The sequence below is a fragment of the Clostridium sp. CAG:265 genome (assembly GCF_000436575.1).
In the GTDB taxonomy this organism is placed as follows: Bacteria; Bacillota; Clostridia; order Clostridiales; family Clostridiaceae; genus Clostridium; species Clostridium lentum.
The window spans coordinates 12010-31435 of sequence record NZ_FR886631.1 but is presented as its reverse complement, the minus strand read 5'-3'; the positions used below and the strand labels follow the sequence as shown (position 1 = coordinate 31435).

Below are 19426 nucleotides of genomic sequence, written 5' to 3'. Positions count from 1 at the left end.
AAGGGGGAAGTTAAATGGTATTTGATGTAGGCGTATTATTTAAAATTGGTGCAATGGGCATATTGCTTATAGTAATTGAGCAGCTATTAAAGGCTAATGGTAAAAATGATATTGCTGTACTGGCTAATTTGGCAGGTATAGTGATTATTTTAATTACCATAATAGGAATGGTATCCACATTATTTGATACAGTAAGAGCAATGTTTACGATGTAGGTGAGATAAATGGAGATAATTAGAATAATATCTATAGCTTTAATAGCATTATTTTTATATATATTTGTGAAAGAAAAGAAATCAGATATTGCTGTATTGATTATTTTAGCAGCCAGTATAATAATTTTGCTATATATGATCACACAACTAGGACAAATTGTATCCTTTATAAATTCAATTGCAGCGAAAGCAAATATAGATATCGTTTATATAGAAATTATTTTGAAAATACTAGCAATTGCATATCTTGCTTCATTTTGTAGTGAAATATGTAAAGATGCAGGGGCTGGAAGTTTAGCTTCTAAGGTTGAGTTTTCAGCTAAAATAATGATTTTAGTATTAGCTATACCAATATTGATGGCGGTACTTGATTCAATTCTTCAGATATTATAGGTGATTTAATGAAAATGAATAAATGCTTAAAATATTCATCAATTATTTTATTATTGATAGGGTTGTTCTTTTTTTCTTATAACAGTCAATTAGCTTATGCCGAAGATAATAATTATAATGTAATATCTAATGATGAAATAAATGGTGATTTGGAGGGACTATATGATTATATAAGCACTATGAAGAGTGATTTTGAATTAATTAATGATTTGGACCCAGTATCTTATATAAAAAATTATATAACTACAGGAAAGGGCAATTTAAGCTTTAGTAAAATCTGTGATGCTGTTATTAGCCTATTATTTAAGGAAGTAAAAACAGTATTATCTATGTGCATAACTATTGTAGTAATTGGAATAATATGCTCTCTTATTAAAAACCTTCAAAGTGCTTTTTCATCGGATAGCATATCGGAAATTGCATTTTATGCCTGTTATGCATTAATGATAATTGTTCTTACAAGAACTTTTATAATTTCCTTAGACTTGGCTAAAGATATAATAACGGAAATAAGCGGTTTTATGTCTAAATTACTTCCTATATTGGTAGTTATGTTAGGTGTGGCAGGAGGTTTTACAGAATCAGCAACAATGGATCCTATAGTCTTAGGAACAACAATAATTATACCTAAGATATATTTAAATATAATTTTACCGTTAATATTGATTACATTTGTTTTACAATTCACTAATAACATTTCAACGGAGCCTAAAATCTCTAACTTATGCAGCTTGGTGAAAAGTGCAGTATTATGGATTCAAGGATTGATTTTGACAGTTTATATAGGACTTTTGACTGTGAGAGGAATTACAGCATCAACTATTGATGCCGTAACACTTAAAACAGCTAAATTCACAATTGATAATTTCATACCTATTGTAGGTAAAACTTTTTCTGATGCAATTACTTCTGTAGCTGGATACTCCTTAATAATAAAAAATGCTATAGGATCAGTGGGGCTTATTGTATTAATACTTATAATAATATATCCAATCATAAAGATATTTTTATCATCAATAATTTTGAAAATTTCGTCATCATTATTAGAACCTATAGCAGATAAGCGAATTACAAAAGCAGTTTTTTCCGCTGGGGATTCTTTAGTTTTAATATTATCCAGCGTACTATGTGTAAGTTTAATGTTTTTTGTATTAATTGCCATGATGGTTTCAGCAGGTAAATTTGTAATTGGGGGATAGCTATGGAATATATTAAAAGCTTTATTGAAACATTAGTAACTATAATAATTTTATTTTCTGCAATTGAATTAATATCTCCAAACAATTCAATGAAAAAGTATATTAAATTTGTTTTAGGTTTGATTTTAATAGTAGTAATGTTAAACCCCATAATAGATTTTTTTACGGAAGGCGAAGATAAGATTGTATCTACTATTAAAGAATATGAGGGTATTTTAAGCACAGATACTGAAACAAGCTCCGATGTTGCAGCATCAAATGAAGTGGAAGATGTTTTTATAGAAAATTTAAATAAAAATTCTGCCACTGAGTTAGCAGAGAAATTTCCAGATTATAAGTTTGTATGCGATATAGATTGCAATATAGATTTAAACAATTTTAGTTATGACATAAGTCATGCTAAAATTAGTATTTCCACCAATAAAATTCAGGAGGTAGAAAAGATAGAAAAGGTTGAAATATCTAATGACAATAAGACTAATAGCCAGGCGTACAGTGATGATGAACAAAAAATATTAAGTTATGTTTCAAATATGCTTGGTATTTCAGAGGATAAAATAGAAATTTATACTGTGAGTTAATTAGGTAGGTGATTGGATGGATAATAAAAAATTAAGCGATAACTTGAAATCTTTAAGCAAAAATAAAGGCTTTATTAATGCATTAATATTTTTGCTAGTTGTTTTGTTTATATGGTTAGTTTTGACTAGTTTCAATAAGGTGAACTTTTCAAATAACAATAATGGCAATGATGGTAGTAATACTAATGGAGCATCAGAAGTAGATGCAGCTTTAAGTACTGAAAGTAATGTAAGTTTAAGTTATGAGCAGGCACAAAAAGAAGAGCTAGAGGAGATTTTAAGCAAGATTGAAGGTGTAGGTAAGGTATCTGTTATGATTCGTTTTGAAAGTGGTGAAGTTAAAGTGCCAGCAGTAGATAGTTCTAATCAGATTTCAAAAACAGTAGAAGATGATGGAAATGGTGGTACAAGAACAACAGAACAGGAGAGTCAGGGAGATACAGTGGTAATGAGTTCCAATGGTAGCAGTAGTAATCCATTTATAACTAAGACATATAATCCAGCGGTAACAGGTGTTATCATCACTGCTGAAGGTGCCACAAGTAGTAAAGTTAAATACGAAATACAGCTAGCAGTTTCAAAATTATATGATATAGGTTTAGACAAGGTTAATGTATATCCATCAACAAATTAGCATATAATTTGTTAGAAAGTATATGGGAGGAGTATATATGACAAAAAGACAATTTGCAATTATTTTTACACTGATGGCTTTAATTGTTTGTGTAGGTGTACTAGCATCTAAGCTTAATAAGGATGGATTTAATGATCCAGGAGATTTGGGTGCGGTATTGCAGCAAAATGATGATAAAACAACAGATGAGGATAAGGAAACATTGAGCACACAAGATTATTTTTATAATATGAGAGCAGCTAAAGATCAAGAGGATTCCCTTTATGTTGAAAATCTAGAATCTATTAAAAATGATGAAACTACTTCTCAAGAGCAAAAAGACATAGCAAATCAAAAGTTAATAGATAAAACTAATATAAAAGCTCAAGAAAGCAGTGTAGAACAGGATATTAAAAATCAAGGATATGAAGATGCAATATGTATGATAGATAATAATAAGGTAAAAGTTTATGTGAAGGTTGATGCGGATTTAACTAAAGAAGAATCAGGTTTAATTCAAAAATCTGTGGAAGATATAACTACATTAACTGATATTACAATACTAGCAAAGAAATAATACGTTGTCATAATTAATGTATTTTGTTATAATGTACCTATGATAAATGAGGTGTGCTAAACTGTATACCTTGAGGAGGGTGAAGTATGGAAAATATTAAGGACGAATCTACTTTAGGCGTAGTTAGAATATCTGATGAAGTTGTAAGTGTTATAGCCAGTATAGCTGCTGAAGAGATACAAGGAATAGTTGAAATTCCAACAGGAGTTGGCAATAATATATCTCAAATTCTAAAAGGTAAGAAGACTACAACAGGAAAGAGCGTAAAAGTAACCTTAGGTGAAGATGCTGCAACTATTGAATTAACTGTTGCTGTTGAGTATGGAATAAATATTCCCGAAGTGATAAGTTTAGTTCAAGAAAATGTTAAGAAGACCGTTGAAGCTATGACAGGGTTAAATGTTGAAGCAGTTAATGTAAATGTTCAAAACATATATGTTCCTAAAAAGGAACAAAACTTAGAAAAAGAAGTTTAATTGATAGCCCTCTGAAATTCAGAGGGTTTCTCATTGCAGGAGAGAAAGATAATAACTTTTAATAGACATAATGTTAATAATATTGTAATATACATATGTTTAATTAATATGATGAAAGTTTATAATAAAACTAATATATGATGTTTAGAGGATACTTAGGAGGAAATATGAAAAGAAAAAGATCAAGAGAAATAGCAATGGAATTATTATTCAGTATGGAAATAAGCAAGAATTCCTATGAACAAACTATAGAAAGCTTTATTGAAAACTACGAAATGGATTTAAAGACTATAGATTTAGAATATATAAAAGAAGTTATGAAATCTGTTACAGATTACAAAGAAGAAATTGATGAAATAATAAAAAATTCATTAATTAACTGGACTATAGAGAGAGTTTCTAAAGTTAATTTAATAATCGTAAGATTAGCAATTGCAGAAATGCTTTATATTGATGATGTTCCAGAGGTAGTTGCTATAAACGAAGCAATTGAGCTTACTAAAAAGTATTCAGATGATAAGAGTGTATCATTTGTTAATGGAGCTTTAGATAAAGCATTTAAGAATATAAAATAAATATAAGTTGTTGGGGAGTTATAGAGAATGGGAGAAATAATAAACGTTATAGATTTAGCTAAGAGCATAAAAGGGCAAATTGCTGAATTTGTTTCTCAAAGAGCAAATAATGGAGAAATTATACCTAAGATAGCATCAATTGTTGTAGGTGAAGATGGTGGATCTATTTTTTACATTAATAGTCAAGAAAAAGTGGCTAATTCTTTAGGCATATTGTTTGAAAAAATATTATTAAAAGAATCTACTACTGAAGAAAATTTAATTAATGAGATAATATCATTAAATAATAATGAGAAAATTCATGGAATTATACTTCAATTACCATTACCAAAACATATTGATGAGAAAAAGGTAATCTCATACATATCACCAGATAAGGATATAGACTGTTTAACTTATATCAATCAAGGTAAATTATATGCAGGTCACAAGAAATTCATACCATGTACTCCTAATTCTGTGGTAACAATCTTAGATAGCTTAAATATTAATCTTCAAGGAAAAGAAGTAGTTGTTGTTGGACGTAGCAATATTGTAGGTAAGCCTGTAGCTGTTTTAATGCTAGAAAGAAACTGTACAGTTACTGTTTGTCATTCTAAGACTAAGGATCTTCAAAGTGTATGTCAAAGAGCAGATATACTTATTTTAGCTATTGGCATTCCAAATTACATCGATTCTTCATATGTAAAAGAAGAAGCAATTGTTATAGATGTTGGTACATCTTCTTTAAATGGTAAAATAACTGGTGATGTTTTAATTGATGATGTTATAGGAAAAGTATCTTATATGACAAAAGTGCCAGGTGGAGTAGGATCATTAACAACTACACTTTTAATGAAAAATGTTTGTGAGGCATTGAAATAATTATGAAAATTAAAACATTATCTGTATCAGAATTGAATAGTTATATAAAAAAAATATTAGATAATGACTTTATATTAAATAATCTCTCTGTAAAAGGGGAGATTTCTAATTTAAAATATCATTCATCAGGACATATATATTTTTCTCTAAAAGATGATAGTGGTAAAATAAACTGTATTATGTTTAAGAATAAAGCATATGAATTGGCATTTAATTTAGAAGATGGTATGAATGTCATTGTAAGAGGTAAAGTATCAGCTTATGAAGCAAATGGAACTTTTCAAATATATTGCAATGAAATTGAAAAGGAAGGTCTTGGAGATTTATACATAAGATATGAACAATTAAAGAAAAAGTTAGAACTCCAAGGATATTTTGATTTAGCGAACAAAAAGCCAATTCCAAAAGAACCTGTAGCCATAGGAATTGTCACATCATCAACTGGTGCAGCAATTGAAGATATAAAAAACGTTATTAGAAGAAGAAATAGATTTGTTGATCTCTTCTTATATCCAGCACAAGTCCAAGGAAAAGGTGCTTTTAAGAGTATTATAGATGGAATTAGGTATTTTAATAATAAGAAGAACGTTGATTTAATAATTGTTGGTAGAGGTGGAGGTTCTATTGAAGAATTATGGAATTTTAATGAGGAAGCTCTAGCAGAGGAAATTTTTCATTCTGAAATTCCTATTATTTCAGCTGTAGGTCATGAAGTAGATTATACAATAGCTGATTTTGTAGCGGATCTTAGAGCTTCTACTCCTTCTCAAGCTGGAGAATTAGCTGTACCTTTAGATAGTGAGATTTATTTTACTATTAGTGAATATGAAAACTACTTAAATAAGTATATGATTGAAAGATTTAATGATGAAAAATCTAAGATTAATAATTTTTCTAGAATATTAAGTTTAAATTCACCAATGAATAAGGTTGTAAATAGTTATTTAGAAGTAGAAAAAGTAAAAGAAAAACTAGATAGTTTGCTTAATAAGAAAATTGCTCTTGAAAAACAAAAGTTAATTTCACTAAATAACGTATTACAAGCTCATAGTCCTTTAAATATTTTATCTAAGGGTTATGCTATAATAGAAGATGAAAATGGAAATATACTAAAAGAAATAAAAGATTTTAATAAAGATATGAATGTTAAAATAAACTTAAGTGATGGAATTATTAAGGGGAATTTAAAATTATTGTAGAGGAGGAGAATGCTTTGGCAAAAAAAGAAAATTATAATGAAATGCTAAATTTATTAGAATCCACTATTGAGACTTTAGAAAACAATGATTTAGGTCTTGAAGATGCTATGAAAGAATATGAAAAGGGAAGCAAATTAGTTAATAAGTTATATAAGACTCTAGCTAATTTAGAGGGTAAATTTATAACACTAAAAGAAGCTTCAGATAGGGTAAATGATCATGAAAATTAAACAATTGAAAGAATTAGTTGATAATTATCTAAGTAATTACTTTAAAAATAAAGGATCATATAATTCATTAATATATGATGCTGCTAACTATAGCTTAAATGTTGGTGGAAAAAGGATACGCCCTATATTATTTATGCTGGTATACAATATGTATAAAGGTAAAGATAAGGAAATAATTGATATGGCAGCGGCTATTGAAATGATTCATACTTATTCACTCATACATGATGATTTGCCTTGTATGGATAATGATGACTTAAGAAGAGGGAAACCAACTAATCATAAGGTATATGGAGAAAATATTGCAGTGTTAGCAGGAGATGCCTTATTAAACGAAGCGATGATTTTACTTATGGATTTCTCGATAAAAAATGGAAAAGATGCACTTGTTGCTGCAAGAGAAATTGCCTATGCTGCTGGTGCAGATGGAATGATAGGTGGTCAAGTCGTAGATATCATAAACGAAGGAAAAAAAATTTCTAAAGAGGAATTAAATTATATGCATCTAAAGAAAACTGGAGAGCTTATTAGAGCTTCTATAGTAGCAGGTGCAATTTTAGCAGAAGTAGACAAAAGTGAAATAGAATTATTAAATAAATTTGGGCTGAATTTAGGATTAGCTTTTCAAATTAAAGATGATATACTTGATGTAACTGGTGATGTGAACAAATTAGGCAAGAATACTTTAGCTGATGGAAATAAATCTAATTTCATTACTATGTATGGATTGGAAGAATGCAAGGTAATGTGTGAAAATTTAACAGATGAATGTATTGCTATTTTAGAGAAGATTTCAGTTAACACAGATATCTTAAAAAAGTTAACTATAGAGCTTTTGGAAAGAGATTTTTAACAAAGGAAGGATATTTATGTCAAAGTTATTAGACAAGATTAGTTCACCAATTGATGTCCATAAGTTTAGTAATAAAGAATTAACAATACTTTCAAATGAAATAAGAGAATTCTTAATAGATAATGTTCTTAAAACTGGAGGACATTTATCATCAAACCTTGGAGTAGTTGAGTTAACATTAAGTTTATATAAAAATTTTAATTTAGAGAAAGATAAGATTGTATGGGATGTTGGTCATCAGAGCTATGTACATAAAATGTTATCAGGTAGAAAAAATCAATTTAGTACACTAAGAAAATATAAAGGAATTAGTGGATTTCCTAAGATAAGTGAAAGTGAATACGATGCCTTTGGAACAGGTCATAGTAGTACATCTATATCAGCAGCTTTAGGGATAGCAAGAGCAAGAGATATATTAAAGGAAGATTACAATGTTGTAGCAGTAATTGGAGATGGAGCACTTACAGGTGGAATGGCCTTAGAAGCCATAAATGATTTAGGCTTTAATAAAAGCAAGATGATTATTATTTTAAACGATAATCAAATGTCAATCAGTAAGAATGTTGGGGCATTATCTAATCATTTAAATATGCTTAGAGTTGCTCCTAATTATAATAAAATAAAGAATGAAATAAATCAAACGCTTAATACTTCAGTAGTTGGTAAAAGTGTTGCCAACTCAATTCATAAAATTAAAGATAGTATTAAAAATCTAGTTGTTCCATCAAAGATGTTTGAAGAAATGGGACTAAAATATATAGGTCCAATTGATGGACATGATATTGAGTTAATGAATGAGGTATTAACACGTGCTAAACAAATAGATGGACCAGTGCTTATTCATGTGATAACAAAAAAAGGTAAGGGATATGAACTTGCTGAGGAAAATCCTAATAAATACCATGGAGTATCTGGTATAAATGATAATACAGAAAAAAATAATGATAACCCTGAAATAAAATACTCAAAAGCTTTTGGGAATTTTGTAGTTGCAGAAGCAGAAAAAAATGAAAAGTTAGTATGTTTAACAGCTGCAATGCCAGATGGAACTGGCCTTAATGAATTTGCTAAACTTTATCCTAATAGATTTTTTGATGTGGGAATAGCTGAAGAACATGCAACTACTTTATCCGCAGGTATGGCCAGTGCTGGTTTAAGACCAATATTTGCAGTATATTCAACATTCTTGCAAAGAGCTTTTGATCAGATTATACATGATGTTTGTATTCAAAACCTACCAGTAATTTTTGCAGTAGATAGAGCAGGGATTGTTGGTGATGATGGAGAAACACATCAGGGAGTTTTTGATTTATCATATCTATCTTTAATACCAAATATGACGGTACTTGCTCCTAAGCAAGTAGAAGAACTATCAGTGATGATGAAGTGGGCTCTAAAAGAAAATAGGCCTATAGCAATTAGATATCCAAGAGAAGGGGATTTTTATCATAAATTAACTCCACTAAGTGAAATAAAATATGGGAAATGGGAAAAGATTATAGATGGTGATAAAGTAGCTATAATTTCTGTAGGTAAAATGGTACAATATGCAATGATTGCCAATGAAGGACTTATTAAAGAAGGAATTAATCCTACAATTATTTCAGCTTCATTTATAAAGCCTTTAGATTTAGAAATGTTGAAAGAATTAGTTGAAAATAATTATGATATCATTACAGTTGAAGATAATGTTGGCAATGGAGGATTTGGAAGCTATGTTATAGAATCATTATATAATTTAGGTTTTAAAGGCAAATTTAAATCTCTATCATATAAAGATGAGTTTATTCCCCATGGAAAAGTTGATTTGCTTTACTCAGAATATGGATTAGATTCAGTCGCAATAAAGAATACTGTTATTACAATGATTAAATAAAAAAGGAGAAACCAATGGCAGTTAAAAAGGAAAGATTAGATGTACTTTTAGTTGAAAAAGGTATATGCACTTCAAGAGAAAGAGCAAAAACAAGTATTATGGCTGGCTTAGTTTATGTAGATGGACAGAAAGTAGATAAAGTTGGAGAAAAGGTAAGTGTTGAAGCTGACATAGTTTACAGAGGAGAAAAGATGCCTTATGTAAGCCGTGGTGGATTTAAGCTTGAAAAAGCAATGAAGGAATTTAACATTGATTTAACTGATGCTGTATGTATGGATATAGGTGCTTCAACAGGTGGGTTTACAGATTGTATGCTACAAAATCATGCAAAAAAAGTATTTTCAGTGGATGTTGGTTATGGGCAATTTGCTTGGAAACTAAGAACTGATGAAAGAGTAGTTTGTATGGAGAGAACTAATATAAGATATGTAACACCAGAAGATATAGGTGAAAAACTTGACTTTGCATCAATAGATGTATCTTTTATATCTCTGAGAACTATTATGCCAGCTGTAAAAGAATTATTAAAGGATGATGGATGTGTAGTTGCATTAATTAAGCCTCAATTCGAAGCAGGAAAAGATAAAGTAGGTAAGAAGGGTGTTGTAAGAGATAAATCTGTTCATAAGGAAGTTGTTACAAATATAGTTAATTTCTTAATAGATAATGAACTGACAGTGCTTGGACTAAGCTTCTCACCAATTAAGGGGCCAGAAGGTAATAGAGAATACCTAGTTTATTTCACTAAGAACAAAGAAAGAGAAACTGATTTTAAATTTGATGTTATAGATCAAATTATTGAAGATTCACATAGCCAGCTTTAATATAGCTGGCTTTAGGTGTATTATAAATTATTAGGGGTGAGGTTATGAAGCATGTTTTAATAGCTTTAAATCCTTCTAAAGATAAAGACGGACTTATATTATATAATGTTATATCAAAGGTATCACATGAATTTGAGGGCGTTAAAATTAAAGTTTTAAATAGTTATGAACTTGCATCTAATGAAATAGATGATGATATTGATCTTGTAATTGTTTTAGGTGGAGATGGTACTATACTTAGTGTAGCGCGAGATATAAATGGGTATAAAGATATTCCTATTTTAGGAGTGAATATTGGTAATTTAGGATTCCTGTCCAGTGTAGAATACGGAGAACTTGAGAGTTCTTTAAAAAAGATAAAAAAAGGCTTATATAGTAAACAGAAGAGGATACTATTGCAATGTAATAATGGAGAAAAATCTAATGTATTAAGGGCTTTAAATGATGTGGTAATAGCAAGAGGAACTTTATCAAGAATAATTAAATTTGATATATACATTGATAAAAAACTTTATATATCGTTTAAGGGTGATGGACTTATTATTGCTACACCAACTGGCTCTACAGCATATTCTTTTTCAGCAGGAGGACCATTTATCTATCCAGATGTTGATGTTGTAACAATAACACCTATCTGTCCACATACAAAGGCAATGCAGCCTATAGTATTAAATAGCAGCTCTGTGATAGAAATCAAGGTTGATAATAACAACGAAGAGATATATCTTACTGTTGATGGACAAAAAGTCATTAAAAAGGAAGATGATGAAATAATAACTATTACGAAATCTGAACATTATGCAGAAATAATCCTTCTTGATGATTATGATTATTTTAATGTTTTAAGAAAAAAAATACTATATAACTCAGAGAAAGAAGAAGGTGAGTAGATGAAATCAAAGAGACATAATAGAATTTTAGAGATAATTAATGAAAAAGAAATAGAAACACAAGAAGAGTTAGCGGAAGAGTTAAAGGCAAGTGGTTTTGAAGTTACTCAAGCTACTATTTCAAGAGATATAAAGATATTAAAGCTCTTAAAAGTACAAAGCATGTCAGGTAAATATAGATATGTGGCTCCAACTAAGGAAGAAAGAAACCTAAATGATAAGCTTTATAGTATACTTGCTAATTCAGCTATATCAGTGGAAAAGGTTGATAAGTTTGTAGTAGTAAAAACACTAACTGGTGCTGCTTCTGCTGCTGCTGAAGCTATAGATAGCTTATATTCAGCAGACATTGCTGGAACAATAGCTGGTGATAATACAATATTTATATTAATAAGAACTGAAGAAAAAGCTTTAGAGTTAATAACAAAAATTAGAAAAATAATTTTATAAATTTAAAAGGTGGGTTATAATGCTTGTTGTTTTAAATATAAAGAATTTTGCTTTAATCCAAGAATTATCTGTTGAGTTTGGAGCTGGATTCAATATTTTATCTGGAGAAACTGGTGCTGGTAAATCGATTTTAATAGATACTATAGACTATGTATTAGGTGGAAAGTTTTCTAAAGAGCTTATTAGGTATGGCGAAGATAAAACTTATGTAGAAGCTATATTTGATATGGAAAATAATGAAATATATACGTTATTAAATGATTTAAATATAGAAAATGATGAATTATTAGTTGTATCAAGAGAAACAACTATTTCAGGAAAAAGTATAATTAAAGTAAATGGAAAAACTATTGTCTTATCACAGTTAAAAAGAATAAGAGAAAAGCTTTTAGATATTCATGGTCAACATCAAAATCAATCTTTATTAAGTAAAGGAACACATATATTATATTTAGATGAGTATAACTCTGAAAATATAAGTCCTTTATTAGAGCAATTTGAAATAGTTAAAAATAGACATTCGCAGATAGAAGATAAAATCAATGAATTGAAAGGTAATGACGATAGGGAAAAGATTCTTGATTATATAAAGTTCCAAATAGATGATATTGAAAAAGCAAAGCTTAAGCCAGGTGAAGAAGAAGATTTGCGAGAACAATATAATATTTTAGCAAATGCTGAAAAGATATCTTCTAGCCTTATAAATTCATATAATTATTTAAATAATAATCCACAAGGAAATTCTGTTTTAGAATTATTATCTAAAGTTATTTCAGAATTTTCACATTCAGAAATGCATTTAGAAAAGATAAAAGATAAAAGAGTTCAAGTGGAAGAAGCGTATTATTTACTTGAAGAATCAACAAGAGATATTAGAGATATAGCTAATGAAATATATTATGATGAAAATGAATTAGCAGCAATAAATGAAAGAATATATGAAATTAGTTTATATAAGAAAAAATATGGTGATTCAATTGATGAAATACTTAAATTTTTAGAAAAGCTTAAAAATCAATATGATGAATTTATTAATTCAGAGGAAATAATACTAAATTTAAAAAAAGAATTAAGTGTTATTGAGAAAGATATGAGCGAAATAGGAGTAAAATTACATGAATTTAGATGCATGTCAGCTAAAGACTTAGAAGTAAGAATTAAAGAAGAATTATCATACGTAGGACTAGAAAAAGCTATTATAAAAATAGATGTAAATTTAAGTGAAATTGCCAATAATAGAGGATATGATGATGTTCAATTTCTAATTTCGGCAAATCCTGGTGAACCATTAAAACCGTTGGAAAAAGTATTATCTGGTGGTGAATTATCAAGAATAATGCTTGCTTTAAAATGTGTTTTTGTTGATAAAGATAAAATCCCAACGTTAATATTTGATGAAATTGATACTGGAATAAGTGGTGCCATTGGAAAGCGTGTAGGTGAAAAAATGTACCAAGTATCAGTAAAACATCAAGTTCTATGTATTACACATTTACCACAAATTGCAGCATTATCAGATAATCATTATTTTGTTTCAAAAAAAGTTGAAAATGGTAAAACATTTACTCAGATTAGAATGCTTAATGAGCAAGACAAGGTTTGCGAAATTGCAAAAATGATTGGTGGAGATAACTTAAGCGATGTTGCCATCGATAATTCAAGAGAGATGGTTAAATTAGCTAATATTAAGAAAAATGAAATAAAAAATGAATTTATTTAATACATAATACACTAATTTACTGCAAAAAATAAAATCATGGAATTTCTCCATGGTTTTATTTTTTTATATAAAATTTTTAGCTTATATAATTTTTGACTTTTATAACAACGTTACTATAGCATATAAAAATAGCTACAGGGAAAATTAAAATCAGAAGCAAAGGAGGAGATAAAATGATAAAAAAGCTTATAAAAAATTTTAGCATAATAACTGCTCCAATCTTCATTCTGGTTTTAATTGGAGTCTATAATAATTCACAAGCTGATGAATTATCTATAAAAAACCGAATGAAAGATACAACTTCATATGTAATGAATGATGTACAAAATGCAGATTCTATTGATTGTTACACTAGCTTAATAAATTCTAAAGAATTAACAACTTTGCATAAAGAAAAGAGAAAAAATATTGAAGTTTATCCTGGTGGAATAAGTATAGGCGTTAAGATAAATAATAAAGGTGCTTTAGTAGTAGGTTATTCAGATATATCAACCTATGATGGATTAAGTGAAAGTCCTGGGAAAATAGCAGGTATAGAGCTTGGAGATATTATAGAAGAGGTAAATGGAGAAAATATTGAAACATGTTCTGATTTAATAAGTAAGGTTAAAAGCTGTAGAAATGATGAGCTTACTGTAAAAATACTAAGAGGAAACTCTGAAATAACAAAAAAAGTTCCTTTAATAAAGGAAGATAATGAATATAAAATTGGTTTATGGGTAAGAGATTCTACAGCTGGTATAGGAACATTGACTTTTTATGATAAAGATAGCAAAACTTTTGGAGCTTTAGGTCATCCAATTACTGATGGAGATACTAATGTGTCATTTAATATTAAAAGTGGTACACTCCTTAGATCTTCAATTTTAAGTATTAAAAAAGGGGAAAGAGGAAATCCTGGGGAAATAAAAGGATTATTTATCAACGAAAATGAATCTATAGGTACTATAGAAAAAAATACTAGTTCAGGAATATATGGTGATGGATTAACAGAATTAATAAATCCTAATTTTAATAAAGCAATGACCGTAGCTTATCGAGATGAAATAAAGGAAGGTCATGCACAAATAATTACTACTGTAGAAGATGATGGAGCCAAAGCGTATGATATTGAGATATTAAAATTACTTCCTCAAGATGAACCAGGATCAAAGAGCATGATTATTAAAATTGTGGATCCAGTATTATTAGAAAAAACAGGTGGTATTGTTCAAGGGATGAGTGGTAGTCCTATAATACAAAATGGTAAAATTATAGGAGCTGTAACTCACGTTTTAATAAATAAACCTGATGTAGGATATGGGATATATATTGAATGGATGTTACAAGATGCAGGAGTAATTAAATAAGTAGAAAAGGCTGCTATTAGTTTTAGCAGCCTTTCTTCAATAAAATAACAAAAATATTTCAAAAAAATGTAAAAAAACTGTTATATTTATTTTTTTTATGGTATAATATACTCAATTAAATTAAAAAGTAGAAAAACAATTAATATTCAGTTTTAAAGTTTAAAATTATCTAATGAATAATTTTACCAATGAAATTAAAAATAGGTAGAAAGGGAGAGAAATATGGAAGGAAATAAAATTTCAGTTTTAATTGCAGATGATAATAAAGAGTTTTGCAGTATATTAAATGATTATTTACTAAATCAAAGAGATATAGTTGTTACAGGTATAGCAAAGGATGGAAAAGAGGCTCTAACATTAATTGAGCAAAAACAACCTGATTTAGTTATTCTTGATATAATTATGCCTCATTTAGATGGATTAGGGGTTCTAGAAAGATTACAATCAATGAATCTTGAAAAATTTCCTAGAATTGTAATTTTATCAGCAGTAGGTCAAGATATGATTACTCAAAGAGCAATTACATTAGGAGCAGATTACTATGTTGTAAAACCATTCGACATGGATATATTCACAAAGAGAATTAGAGATATGTTCAATGATAATGTTCCTTCTGAGCCGGTAAGAAGACCTGTGGCGGTAACTGCAGTAGAAACTCCAGTTCAAAAAGGACCTGTAGATTTAGAAACAGAAATTACAAACATAATTCATGAGATAGGTGTGCCAGCACATATCAAAGGGTATATGTATTTAAGAGAAGCTATAACAATGGTTGTTAATGATATGGAATTGTTATCAGCTGTAACAAAAGAATTATATCCATCAATAGCTAAGAAGTACAATACAACAGCTTCAAGAGTAGAGAGAGCAATTAGACATGCTATAGAAGTAGCTTGGGGAAGAGGACAAATAGATGCAATAAATAAACTATTTGGATACACTATTCACACAGATAAGGGCAAGCCTACAAATAGTGAATTCATAGCTATCATTGCTGATAAGCTAAGACTTAAAAATAAAGTATCTTAAATATATAAGAAAGTCAATAAAATGGCTGTTGAACAAATAATATGAAAAAATCAAATCTATTTTGTTTATAGCAACAAAGTGTATTTGATACCAACAAATAAATATTAAATCAAGTAGATAGACACTTTCTATCAGTTGGATAATTTTCAAACTGTTAGGAGGTGTTTTTTTGGCTAAAATTTTAAAAGCTAAAAGAGAAGTTTTATTTATGTCACAAAATACAAGTATTGATGTTTGAACATAAATTATTAATTTATCAAAATAAAACCATTAAAATTAAATGAAATGCTGTTTTGTCACTGTGGAAATAGGATATATTTTATTAAATTATTAAAATAATCCTAACTATGAAGTGATTTATATTTTAATATATAAAAGTATAGACTATATAATATATATTTTTTTGTAAAGAAAGGATAATTATATGAAAAAAGAATTATTAGAAAAGATAACTGACCATTTATTAACAGATATAAAGCCATCAACATATGTAAAATCAATAGAAGATGATTTATGGGGAACAGCATTGCAAATAATTAATGAACTTAAAACTGTAGAACAATCACCTAAATATCATCCAGAAGGAAATGTATATAATCATGTAATGCTTGTGGTAGATAAAGCTGCACAGATACGTAGCCTGGCAAATAGTAAAAAAGAATTTATGTTAGCTTCGCTTTTACATGATGTTGGAAAAAAGGTAGCAACAAAAAAGAATATCAAAGGAAACTATACATCATACAATCATGATAAAATTGGCGAAAAAATAGTTAATGATATATTAGTTCAATACGATATTAATAATATAGAACGAGAAAAAATAGTTAATTTAGTCAAATATCATATGCATCATTTGTACATATTGAAAAGTTTACCTTATGAAAATACAGAAGAAATGATTAAAGATGTGGAGCTAAACGATATGATTCTATTGTTTATAAGTGATAGGTTAGGAAGAGGTCAAAAACGTAAAGATGATATTGAAAAGGAACTATCAGATGTAAAAACTATTATAGGGATACTAAAGAAAAAATATAATGTAGATATAGATGTTTTTGAAAAAGCATATAAATTAATAATTAAATAATAAAATGGTATTTACATATATTTAATTATGAATAACTTCATATATTACCTCATAGTATATATGGAAAGAAAAAACTGGAGGTTTAAAATGAATGTTATTGATAAGTTGAATAATAGCTATAGAGAAAATAGGATATATTATTTTATGGTTTTAATTTTCTTTTGTGTTGGCATAGCATTAGGAGCTTTTATGGTTAAATATATGAATATTAATGATTCAACAGATCTGTCTAATTATTTTTCATCTTTTACAGAAAGCATACTGGTGAGCCAAGTAGAAAGTACTAAATTATTCTTGAATATATTGATTAAAATATCAATTACAGTCGTAATAATAATTATATTAGGATTTACCGTATTTGGTATACCATTTATCTTGCTAATTGATTTAATAAAGGGATTTACATTAGGCTATACATTTACTTTTTTATTAACAACTTTTAATGGTAAAGGAATCTGGTTGGCAATAGTATCAATTTTACCACAAAATATTTTTTATATTCCAAGTTTTATTGCATTAAGTATAATTTCTATTGAATTTTCCGCTACAAAACTGCGATATAAGTTCTTTAATAAAGGGACAATAAATACAATAGTAAAGAAGGAATTAATTTTTAAAATAGGGGTTTTGGTATGTATATTTATAACTGGTGTGTTTATTGAAAGCTATATATGTCCAAATTTAATGAAATTTATTGTTAGTAAAATTACTTGATAAATTTCTGAATTCCAAGAAATTTATGAGACCAAATAATAATTAAAGGTGAAATGGGGAGAGTTATGAAAGAAATAGTAAATGAATATAAAGAATATTTATTAAATAGTCACAAAAGTGAAAATACTGTTTATGCATATGTAACAGATGTAAATTTATATATAAAATACTTGAATACAAAGGATATTTACCTTGATGAAACAGATAATCTAACTGTACTTGGGTATATACAATATTTATTACAAGAAGGAAAGTCTGAACGGTCAATTAGCAGGATAGTAATAAGCTTAAGAAGCTTCTATAACTATCTTAAAGAGCATAAGATAATACGTGATATCCCTAAGATATATTATAAAAGCACAGATACTACTAAAAAACTTCCAGAGATTCTTACTGTGGAAGAAGTAGATAAAATAATAAAAATAGTAGATAAAGATTGTAATAAAGGGATTAGAGATAATGCCTTACTGGAACTTATGTATGCAACTGGTATGAAGGTGTCTGAAATAATCTCTTTACAAGTAGAAGATATTAATTTAGAACTATCATATGTCAGATGTCATGATAATAAAAATTATGAAAGACTTATTCCTATTGGCAGAAGTGCTGAAGCTGCACTTAAGGAATACCTATCCATAAGAGATATGATTGCAGCAGCAGGTGTTCATAATTTATTTGTTAATTTAAATGGAAACAAATTAACAAGGCAAGGTGTTTGGAGAATAGTTAAGGAATATTCTCATAAAGCAGGAATAAAAAAAGATGTAAATTTAAATACATTTAGGCATTCTTTTGCTGTACATCTATTACAAAATGGTGCAAATGTGAGAGCTGTACAAAAACTTCTGGGCAATCAAGTGTTAACTTATATGGACACATATTATGAAATTATTAATAATGATAAAATTAATGTGGTATATAAGAATTCACATCCTAGAGCATAGATATTATAAAAAAGGTGAATATTCTTCTATTAAAGTGGTATAATTTGTAGTATTACATGGTGAAAGCATGTATAATAAAAAATGGTTAGCAAATGCTAATTTAGATAAAGATTATTGCAGAATGGGTAACATATAAGGAGGAAAAGTAATATGAGAATGTATGACATTATAATGAAAAAGAGAAAAGGTTATGAATTATCTAAAGAAGAAATAGATTTTTTTGTTAATGGGTTTACAAAAGGGGAAATACCTGATTATCAGGTTTCTGCTTTGTTAATGACACTTTTTTTCAATGAAATGTCTAAAAGTGAGACAGCTAATTTGACAATGTCAATGGTTAATTCTGGAGATGTAATTGACTTATCTAAGATTAAAGGAATTAAGGTTGATAAGCATTCCACAGGGGGAGTAGGAGACAAGACATCAATATGCTTAACTCCGCTAGTGGCATCTCTTGGAATACCTGTAGCAAAAATGTCTGGAAGAGGTCTAGGCCATACAGGTGGAACTATTGATAAGTTAGAAAGTTTTAATGGTTTTTCTGTTGAATTGACGGAAGAGCAATTTATAAATAATGTCAATAATATTAATATTGCAATTATGGGACAAAGTGGTAACCTTGTACCAGCTGACAAAAAACTTTATGCTCTTAGAGATGTAACAGCTACTGTTGATAATACAGCTCTTATTGCTTCAAGTATCATGAGTAAGAAACTTGCTTCAGGGGCAGATGCAATCGTACTAGATGTTAAAGTTGGTGATGGTGCT

General features: G+C 28.5%; 23 protein-coding genes. All 23 read left to right on the top strand.

The features are described 5' to 3' along the window. Nucleotides 1–14 precede the first annotated feature (14 nt). Nucleotides 15–215, top strand: a complete 201-nt coding sequence (spoIIIAC, locus tag Q5O29_RS08950) for a stage III sporulation protein AC (protein WP_022167935.1) — start codon at nucleotides 15–17, stop codon at nucleotides 213–215. Nucleotides 216–224: 9 nt separating this feature from the next. After that, a complete protein-coding gene (gene spoIIIAD / locus Q5O29_RS08945; protein ID WP_022212614.1) occupies nucleotides 225–608 on the top strand; it encodes a stage III sporulation protein AD in 384 nt (127 codons plus the stop codon). 8 nt (nucleotides 609–616) lie between these two features. After that, nucleotides 617–1807, top strand: coding sequence for a stage III sporulation protein AE (gene spoIIIAE, locus Q5O29_RS08940; RefSeq protein ID WP_022212613.1), 1191 nt, complete (start codon nucleotides 617–619; stop codon nucleotides 1805–1807). A 2-nt stretch (nucleotides 1808–1809) separates the two neighbouring features. Then, the gene (spoIIIAF, locus tag Q5O29_RS08935; protein ID WP_022212612.1) at nucleotides 1810–2388 is read left to right on the top strand and encodes a stage III sporulation protein AF; all 579 of its coding nucleotides are present in this window, start codon (nucleotides 1810–1812) and stop codon (nucleotides 2386–2388) included. Between the two features lie 16 nt (nucleotides 2389–2404). Next, nucleotides 2405–3022, top strand: coding sequence for a stage III sporulation protein AG (spoIIIAG, locus tag Q5O29_RS08930; RefSeq protein ID WP_022212611.1), 618 nt, complete (start codon nucleotides 2405–2407; stop codon nucleotides 3020–3022). A 37-nt stretch (nucleotides 3023–3059) separates the two neighbouring features. Further along, on the top strand, nucleotides 3060–3578 hold the full coding sequence (locus Q5O29_RS08925) for a SpoIIIAH-like family protein (RefSeq protein ID WP_022212610.1): 519 nt from the start codon (nucleotides 3060–3062) through the stop codon (nucleotides 3576–3578). Nucleotides 3579–3664: 86 nt separating this feature from the next. After that, on the top strand, nucleotides 3665–4054 hold the full coding sequence (locus tag Q5O29_RS08920; RefSeq protein ID WP_022212609.1) for an Asp23/Gls24 family envelope stress response protein: 390 nt from the start codon (nucleotides 3665–3667) through the stop codon (nucleotides 4052–4054). Nucleotides 4055–4221: 167 nt separating this feature from the next. Next, nucleotides 4222–4629: a transcription antitermination factor NusB gene (nusB, locus tag Q5O29_RS08915; protein ID WP_022212608.1), complete on the top strand. Its 408-nt coding sequence runs from the start codon at nucleotides 4222–4224 to the stop codon at nucleotides 4627–4629. Nucleotides 4630–4656: 27 nt separating this feature from the next. Next, nucleotides 4657–5493, top strand: coding sequence for a tetrahydrofolate dehydrogenase/cyclohydrolase catalytic domain-containing protein (locus Q5O29_RS08910; RefSeq protein ID WP_022212607.1), 837 nt, complete (start codon nucleotides 4657–4659; stop codon nucleotides 5491–5493). Between the two features lie 2 nt (nucleotides 5494–5495). Further along, nucleotides 5496–6692, top strand: a complete 1197-nt coding sequence (xseA, locus tag Q5O29_RS08905; protein ID WP_022212606.1) for an exodeoxyribonuclease VII large subunit — start codon at nucleotides 5496–5498, stop codon at nucleotides 6690–6692. 14 nt (nucleotides 6693–6706) lie between these two features. Continuing rightward, nucleotides 6707–6922, top strand: a complete 216-nt coding sequence (xseB, locus tag Q5O29_RS08900) for an exodeoxyribonuclease VII small subunit (protein WP_022212605.1) — start codon at nucleotides 6707–6709, stop codon at nucleotides 6920–6922. Beyond that, nucleotides 6912–7775 carry a polyprenyl synthetase family protein gene (locus Q5O29_RS08895; protein ID WP_022212604.1) on the top strand — a complete coding sequence of 288 codons (864 nt, stop codon included), beginning with the start codon at nucleotides 6912–6914 and terminating at the stop codon, nucleotides 7773–7775. The genes xseB and Q5O29_RS08895 overlap by 11 nt, the downstream gene beginning before the upstream one ends. Nucleotides 7776–7791: 16 nt before the next feature. Then, entirely contained in the window at nucleotides 7792–9651 is a 1860-nt protein-coding gene (gene dxs / locus Q5O29_RS08890; RefSeq protein WP_022212603.1) for a 1-deoxy-D-xylulose-5-phosphate synthase, read from the top strand. Between the two features lie 14 nt (nucleotides 9652–9665). Then, entirely contained in the window at nucleotides 9666–10475 is an 810-nt protein-coding gene (locus Q5O29_RS08885; protein WP_022212602.1) for a TlyA family RNA methyltransferase, read from the top strand. Nucleotides 10476–10519: 44 nt separating this feature from the next. Then, nucleotides 10520–11365 (top strand): NAD(+)/NADH kinase, encoded by an 846-nt coding sequence (locus Q5O29_RS08880; RefSeq protein ID WP_022212601.1) that lies wholly within the window; start codon nucleotides 10520–10522, stop codon nucleotides 11363–11365. Continuing rightward, entirely contained in the window at nucleotides 11366–11815 is a 450-nt protein-coding gene (locus tag Q5O29_RS08875; protein ID WP_022212600.1) for an arginine repressor, read from the top strand. A 19-nt stretch (nucleotides 11816–11834) separates the two neighbouring features. Beyond that, nucleotides 11835–13535 (top strand): DNA repair protein RecN, encoded by a 1701-nt coding sequence (recN, locus tag Q5O29_RS08870; RefSeq protein WP_022212599.1) that lies wholly within the window; start codon nucleotides 11835–11837, stop codon nucleotides 13533–13535. A gap of 173 nt (nucleotides 13536–13708) precedes the next feature. Then, nucleotides 13709–14884 (top strand): SpoIVB peptidase, encoded by a 1176-nt coding sequence (spoIVB, locus tag Q5O29_RS08865; protein ID WP_022212598.1) that lies wholly within the window; start codon nucleotides 13709–13711, stop codon nucleotides 14882–14884. A gap of 222 nt (nucleotides 14885–15106) precedes the next feature. After that, complete coding sequence (gene spo0A / locus Q5O29_RS08860) at nucleotides 15107–15913, top strand: sporulation transcription factor Spo0A (protein ID WP_022212597.1); 807 nt, start codon at nucleotides 15107–15109, stop codon at nucleotides 15911–15913. A gap of 424 nt (nucleotides 15914–16337) precedes the next feature. Then, entirely contained in the window at nucleotides 16338–17000 is a 663-nt protein-coding gene (locus Q5O29_RS08855) for an HD domain-containing protein (protein ID WP_022212596.1), read from the top strand. Between the two features lie 87 nt (nucleotides 17001–17087). Next, nucleotides 17088–17714: a stage II sporulation protein M gene (gene spoIIM, locus Q5O29_RS08850; protein WP_022212595.1), complete on the top strand. Its 627-nt coding sequence runs from the start codon at nucleotides 17088–17090 to the stop codon at nucleotides 17712–17714. Between the two features lie 65 nt (nucleotides 17715–17779). Continuing rightward, nucleotides 17780–18658, top strand: a complete 879-nt coding sequence (locus tag Q5O29_RS08845) for a tyrosine-type recombinase/integrase (RefSeq protein WP_022212594.1) — start codon at nucleotides 17780–17782, stop codon at nucleotides 18656–18658. 150 nt (nucleotides 18659–18808) lie between these two features. Further along, nucleotides 18809–19426: thymidine phosphorylase (locus tag Q5O29_RS08840; protein WP_302631992.1), on the top strand; the 618-nt coding region annotated here is incomplete at its 3' end.

What these genes read in the sequence shown, in the direction of transcription:
- spoIIM (WP_022212595.1), top strand. Translation starts at nt 17,088, where the DNA reads ATGAATGTTATTGATAAGTTGAATAATAGCTATAGAGAAAATAGGATA.
- nusB (WP_022212608.1), top strand. Translation starts at nt 4,222, where the DNA reads ATGAAAAGAAAAAGATCAAGAGAAATAGCAATGGAATTATTATTCAGT.
- spoIIIAE (WP_022212613.1), top strand. Translation starts at nt 617, where the DNA reads ATGAAAATGAATAAATGCTTAAAATATTCATCAATTATTTTATTATTG.
- Q5O29_RS08885 (WP_022212602.1), top strand. Translation starts at nt 9,666, where the DNA reads ATGGCAGTTAAAAAGGAAAGATTAGATGTACTTTTAGTTGAAAAAGGT.
- Q5O29_RS08910 (WP_022212607.1), top strand. Translation starts at nt 4,657, where the DNA reads ATGGGAGAAATAATAAACGTTATAGATTTAGCTAAGAGCATAAAAGGG.
- Q5O29_RS08875 (WP_022212600.1), top strand. Translation starts at nt 11,366, where the DNA reads ATGAAATCAAAGAGACATAATAGAATTTTAGAGATAATTAATGAAAAA.
- Q5O29_RS08880 (WP_022212601.1), top strand. Translation starts at nt 10,520, where the DNA reads ATGAAGCATGTTTTAATAGCTTTAAATCCTTCTAAAGATAAAGACGGA.
- dxs (WP_022212603.1), top strand. Translation starts at nt 7,792, where the DNA reads ATGTCAAAGTTATTAGACAAGATTAGTTCACCAATTGATGTCCATAAG.
- spoIIIAD (WP_022212614.1), top strand. Translation starts at nt 225, where the DNA reads ATGGAGATAATTAGAATAATATCTATAGCTTTAATAGCATTATTTTTA.
- Q5O29_RS08925 (WP_022212610.1), top strand. Translation starts at nt 3,060, where the DNA reads ATGACAAAAAGACAATTTGCAATTATTTTTACACTGATGGCTTTAATT.
- spoIIIAC (WP_022167935.1), top strand. Translation starts at nt 15, where the DNA reads ATGGTATTTGATGTAGGCGTATTATTTAAAATTGGTGCAATGGGCATA.
- spoIIIAG (WP_022212611.1), top strand. Translation starts at nt 2,405, where the DNA reads ATGGATAATAAAAAATTAAGCGATAACTTGAAATCTTTAAGCAAAAAT.
- spo0A (WP_022212597.1), top strand. Translation starts at nt 15,107, where the DNA reads ATGGAAGGAAATAAAATTTCAGTTTTAATTGCAGATGATAATAAAGAG.
- xseA (WP_022212606.1), top strand. Translation starts at nt 5,496, where the DNA reads ATGAAAATTAAAACATTATCTGTATCAGAATTGAATAGTTATATAAAA.
- Q5O29_RS08920 (WP_022212609.1), top strand. Translation starts at nt 3,665, where the DNA reads ATGGAAAATATTAAGGACGAATCTACTTTAGGCGTAGTTAGAATATCT.
- Q5O29_RS08895 (WP_022212604.1), top strand. Translation starts at nt 6,912, where the DNA reads ATGAAAATTAAACAATTGAAAGAATTAGTTGATAATTATCTAAGTAAT.
- spoIIIAF (WP_022212612.1), top strand. Translation starts at nt 1,810, where the DNA reads ATGGAATATATTAAAAGCTTTATTGAAACATTAGTAACTATAATAATT.
- spoIVB (WP_022212598.1), top strand. Translation starts at nt 13,709, where the DNA reads ATGATAAAAAAGCTTATAAAAAATTTTAGCATAATAACTGCTCCAATC.
- recN (WP_022212599.1), top strand. Translation starts at nt 11,835, where the DNA reads ATGCTTGTTGTTTTAAATATAAAGAATTTTGCTTTAATCCAAGAATTA.
- Q5O29_RS08855 (WP_022212596.1), top strand. Translation starts at nt 16,338, where the DNA reads ATGAAAAAAGAATTATTAGAAAAGATAACTGACCATTTATTAACAGAT.
- Q5O29_RS08845 (WP_022212594.1), top strand. Translation starts at nt 17,780, where the DNA reads ATGAAAGAAATAGTAAATGAATATAAAGAATATTTATTAAATAGTCAC.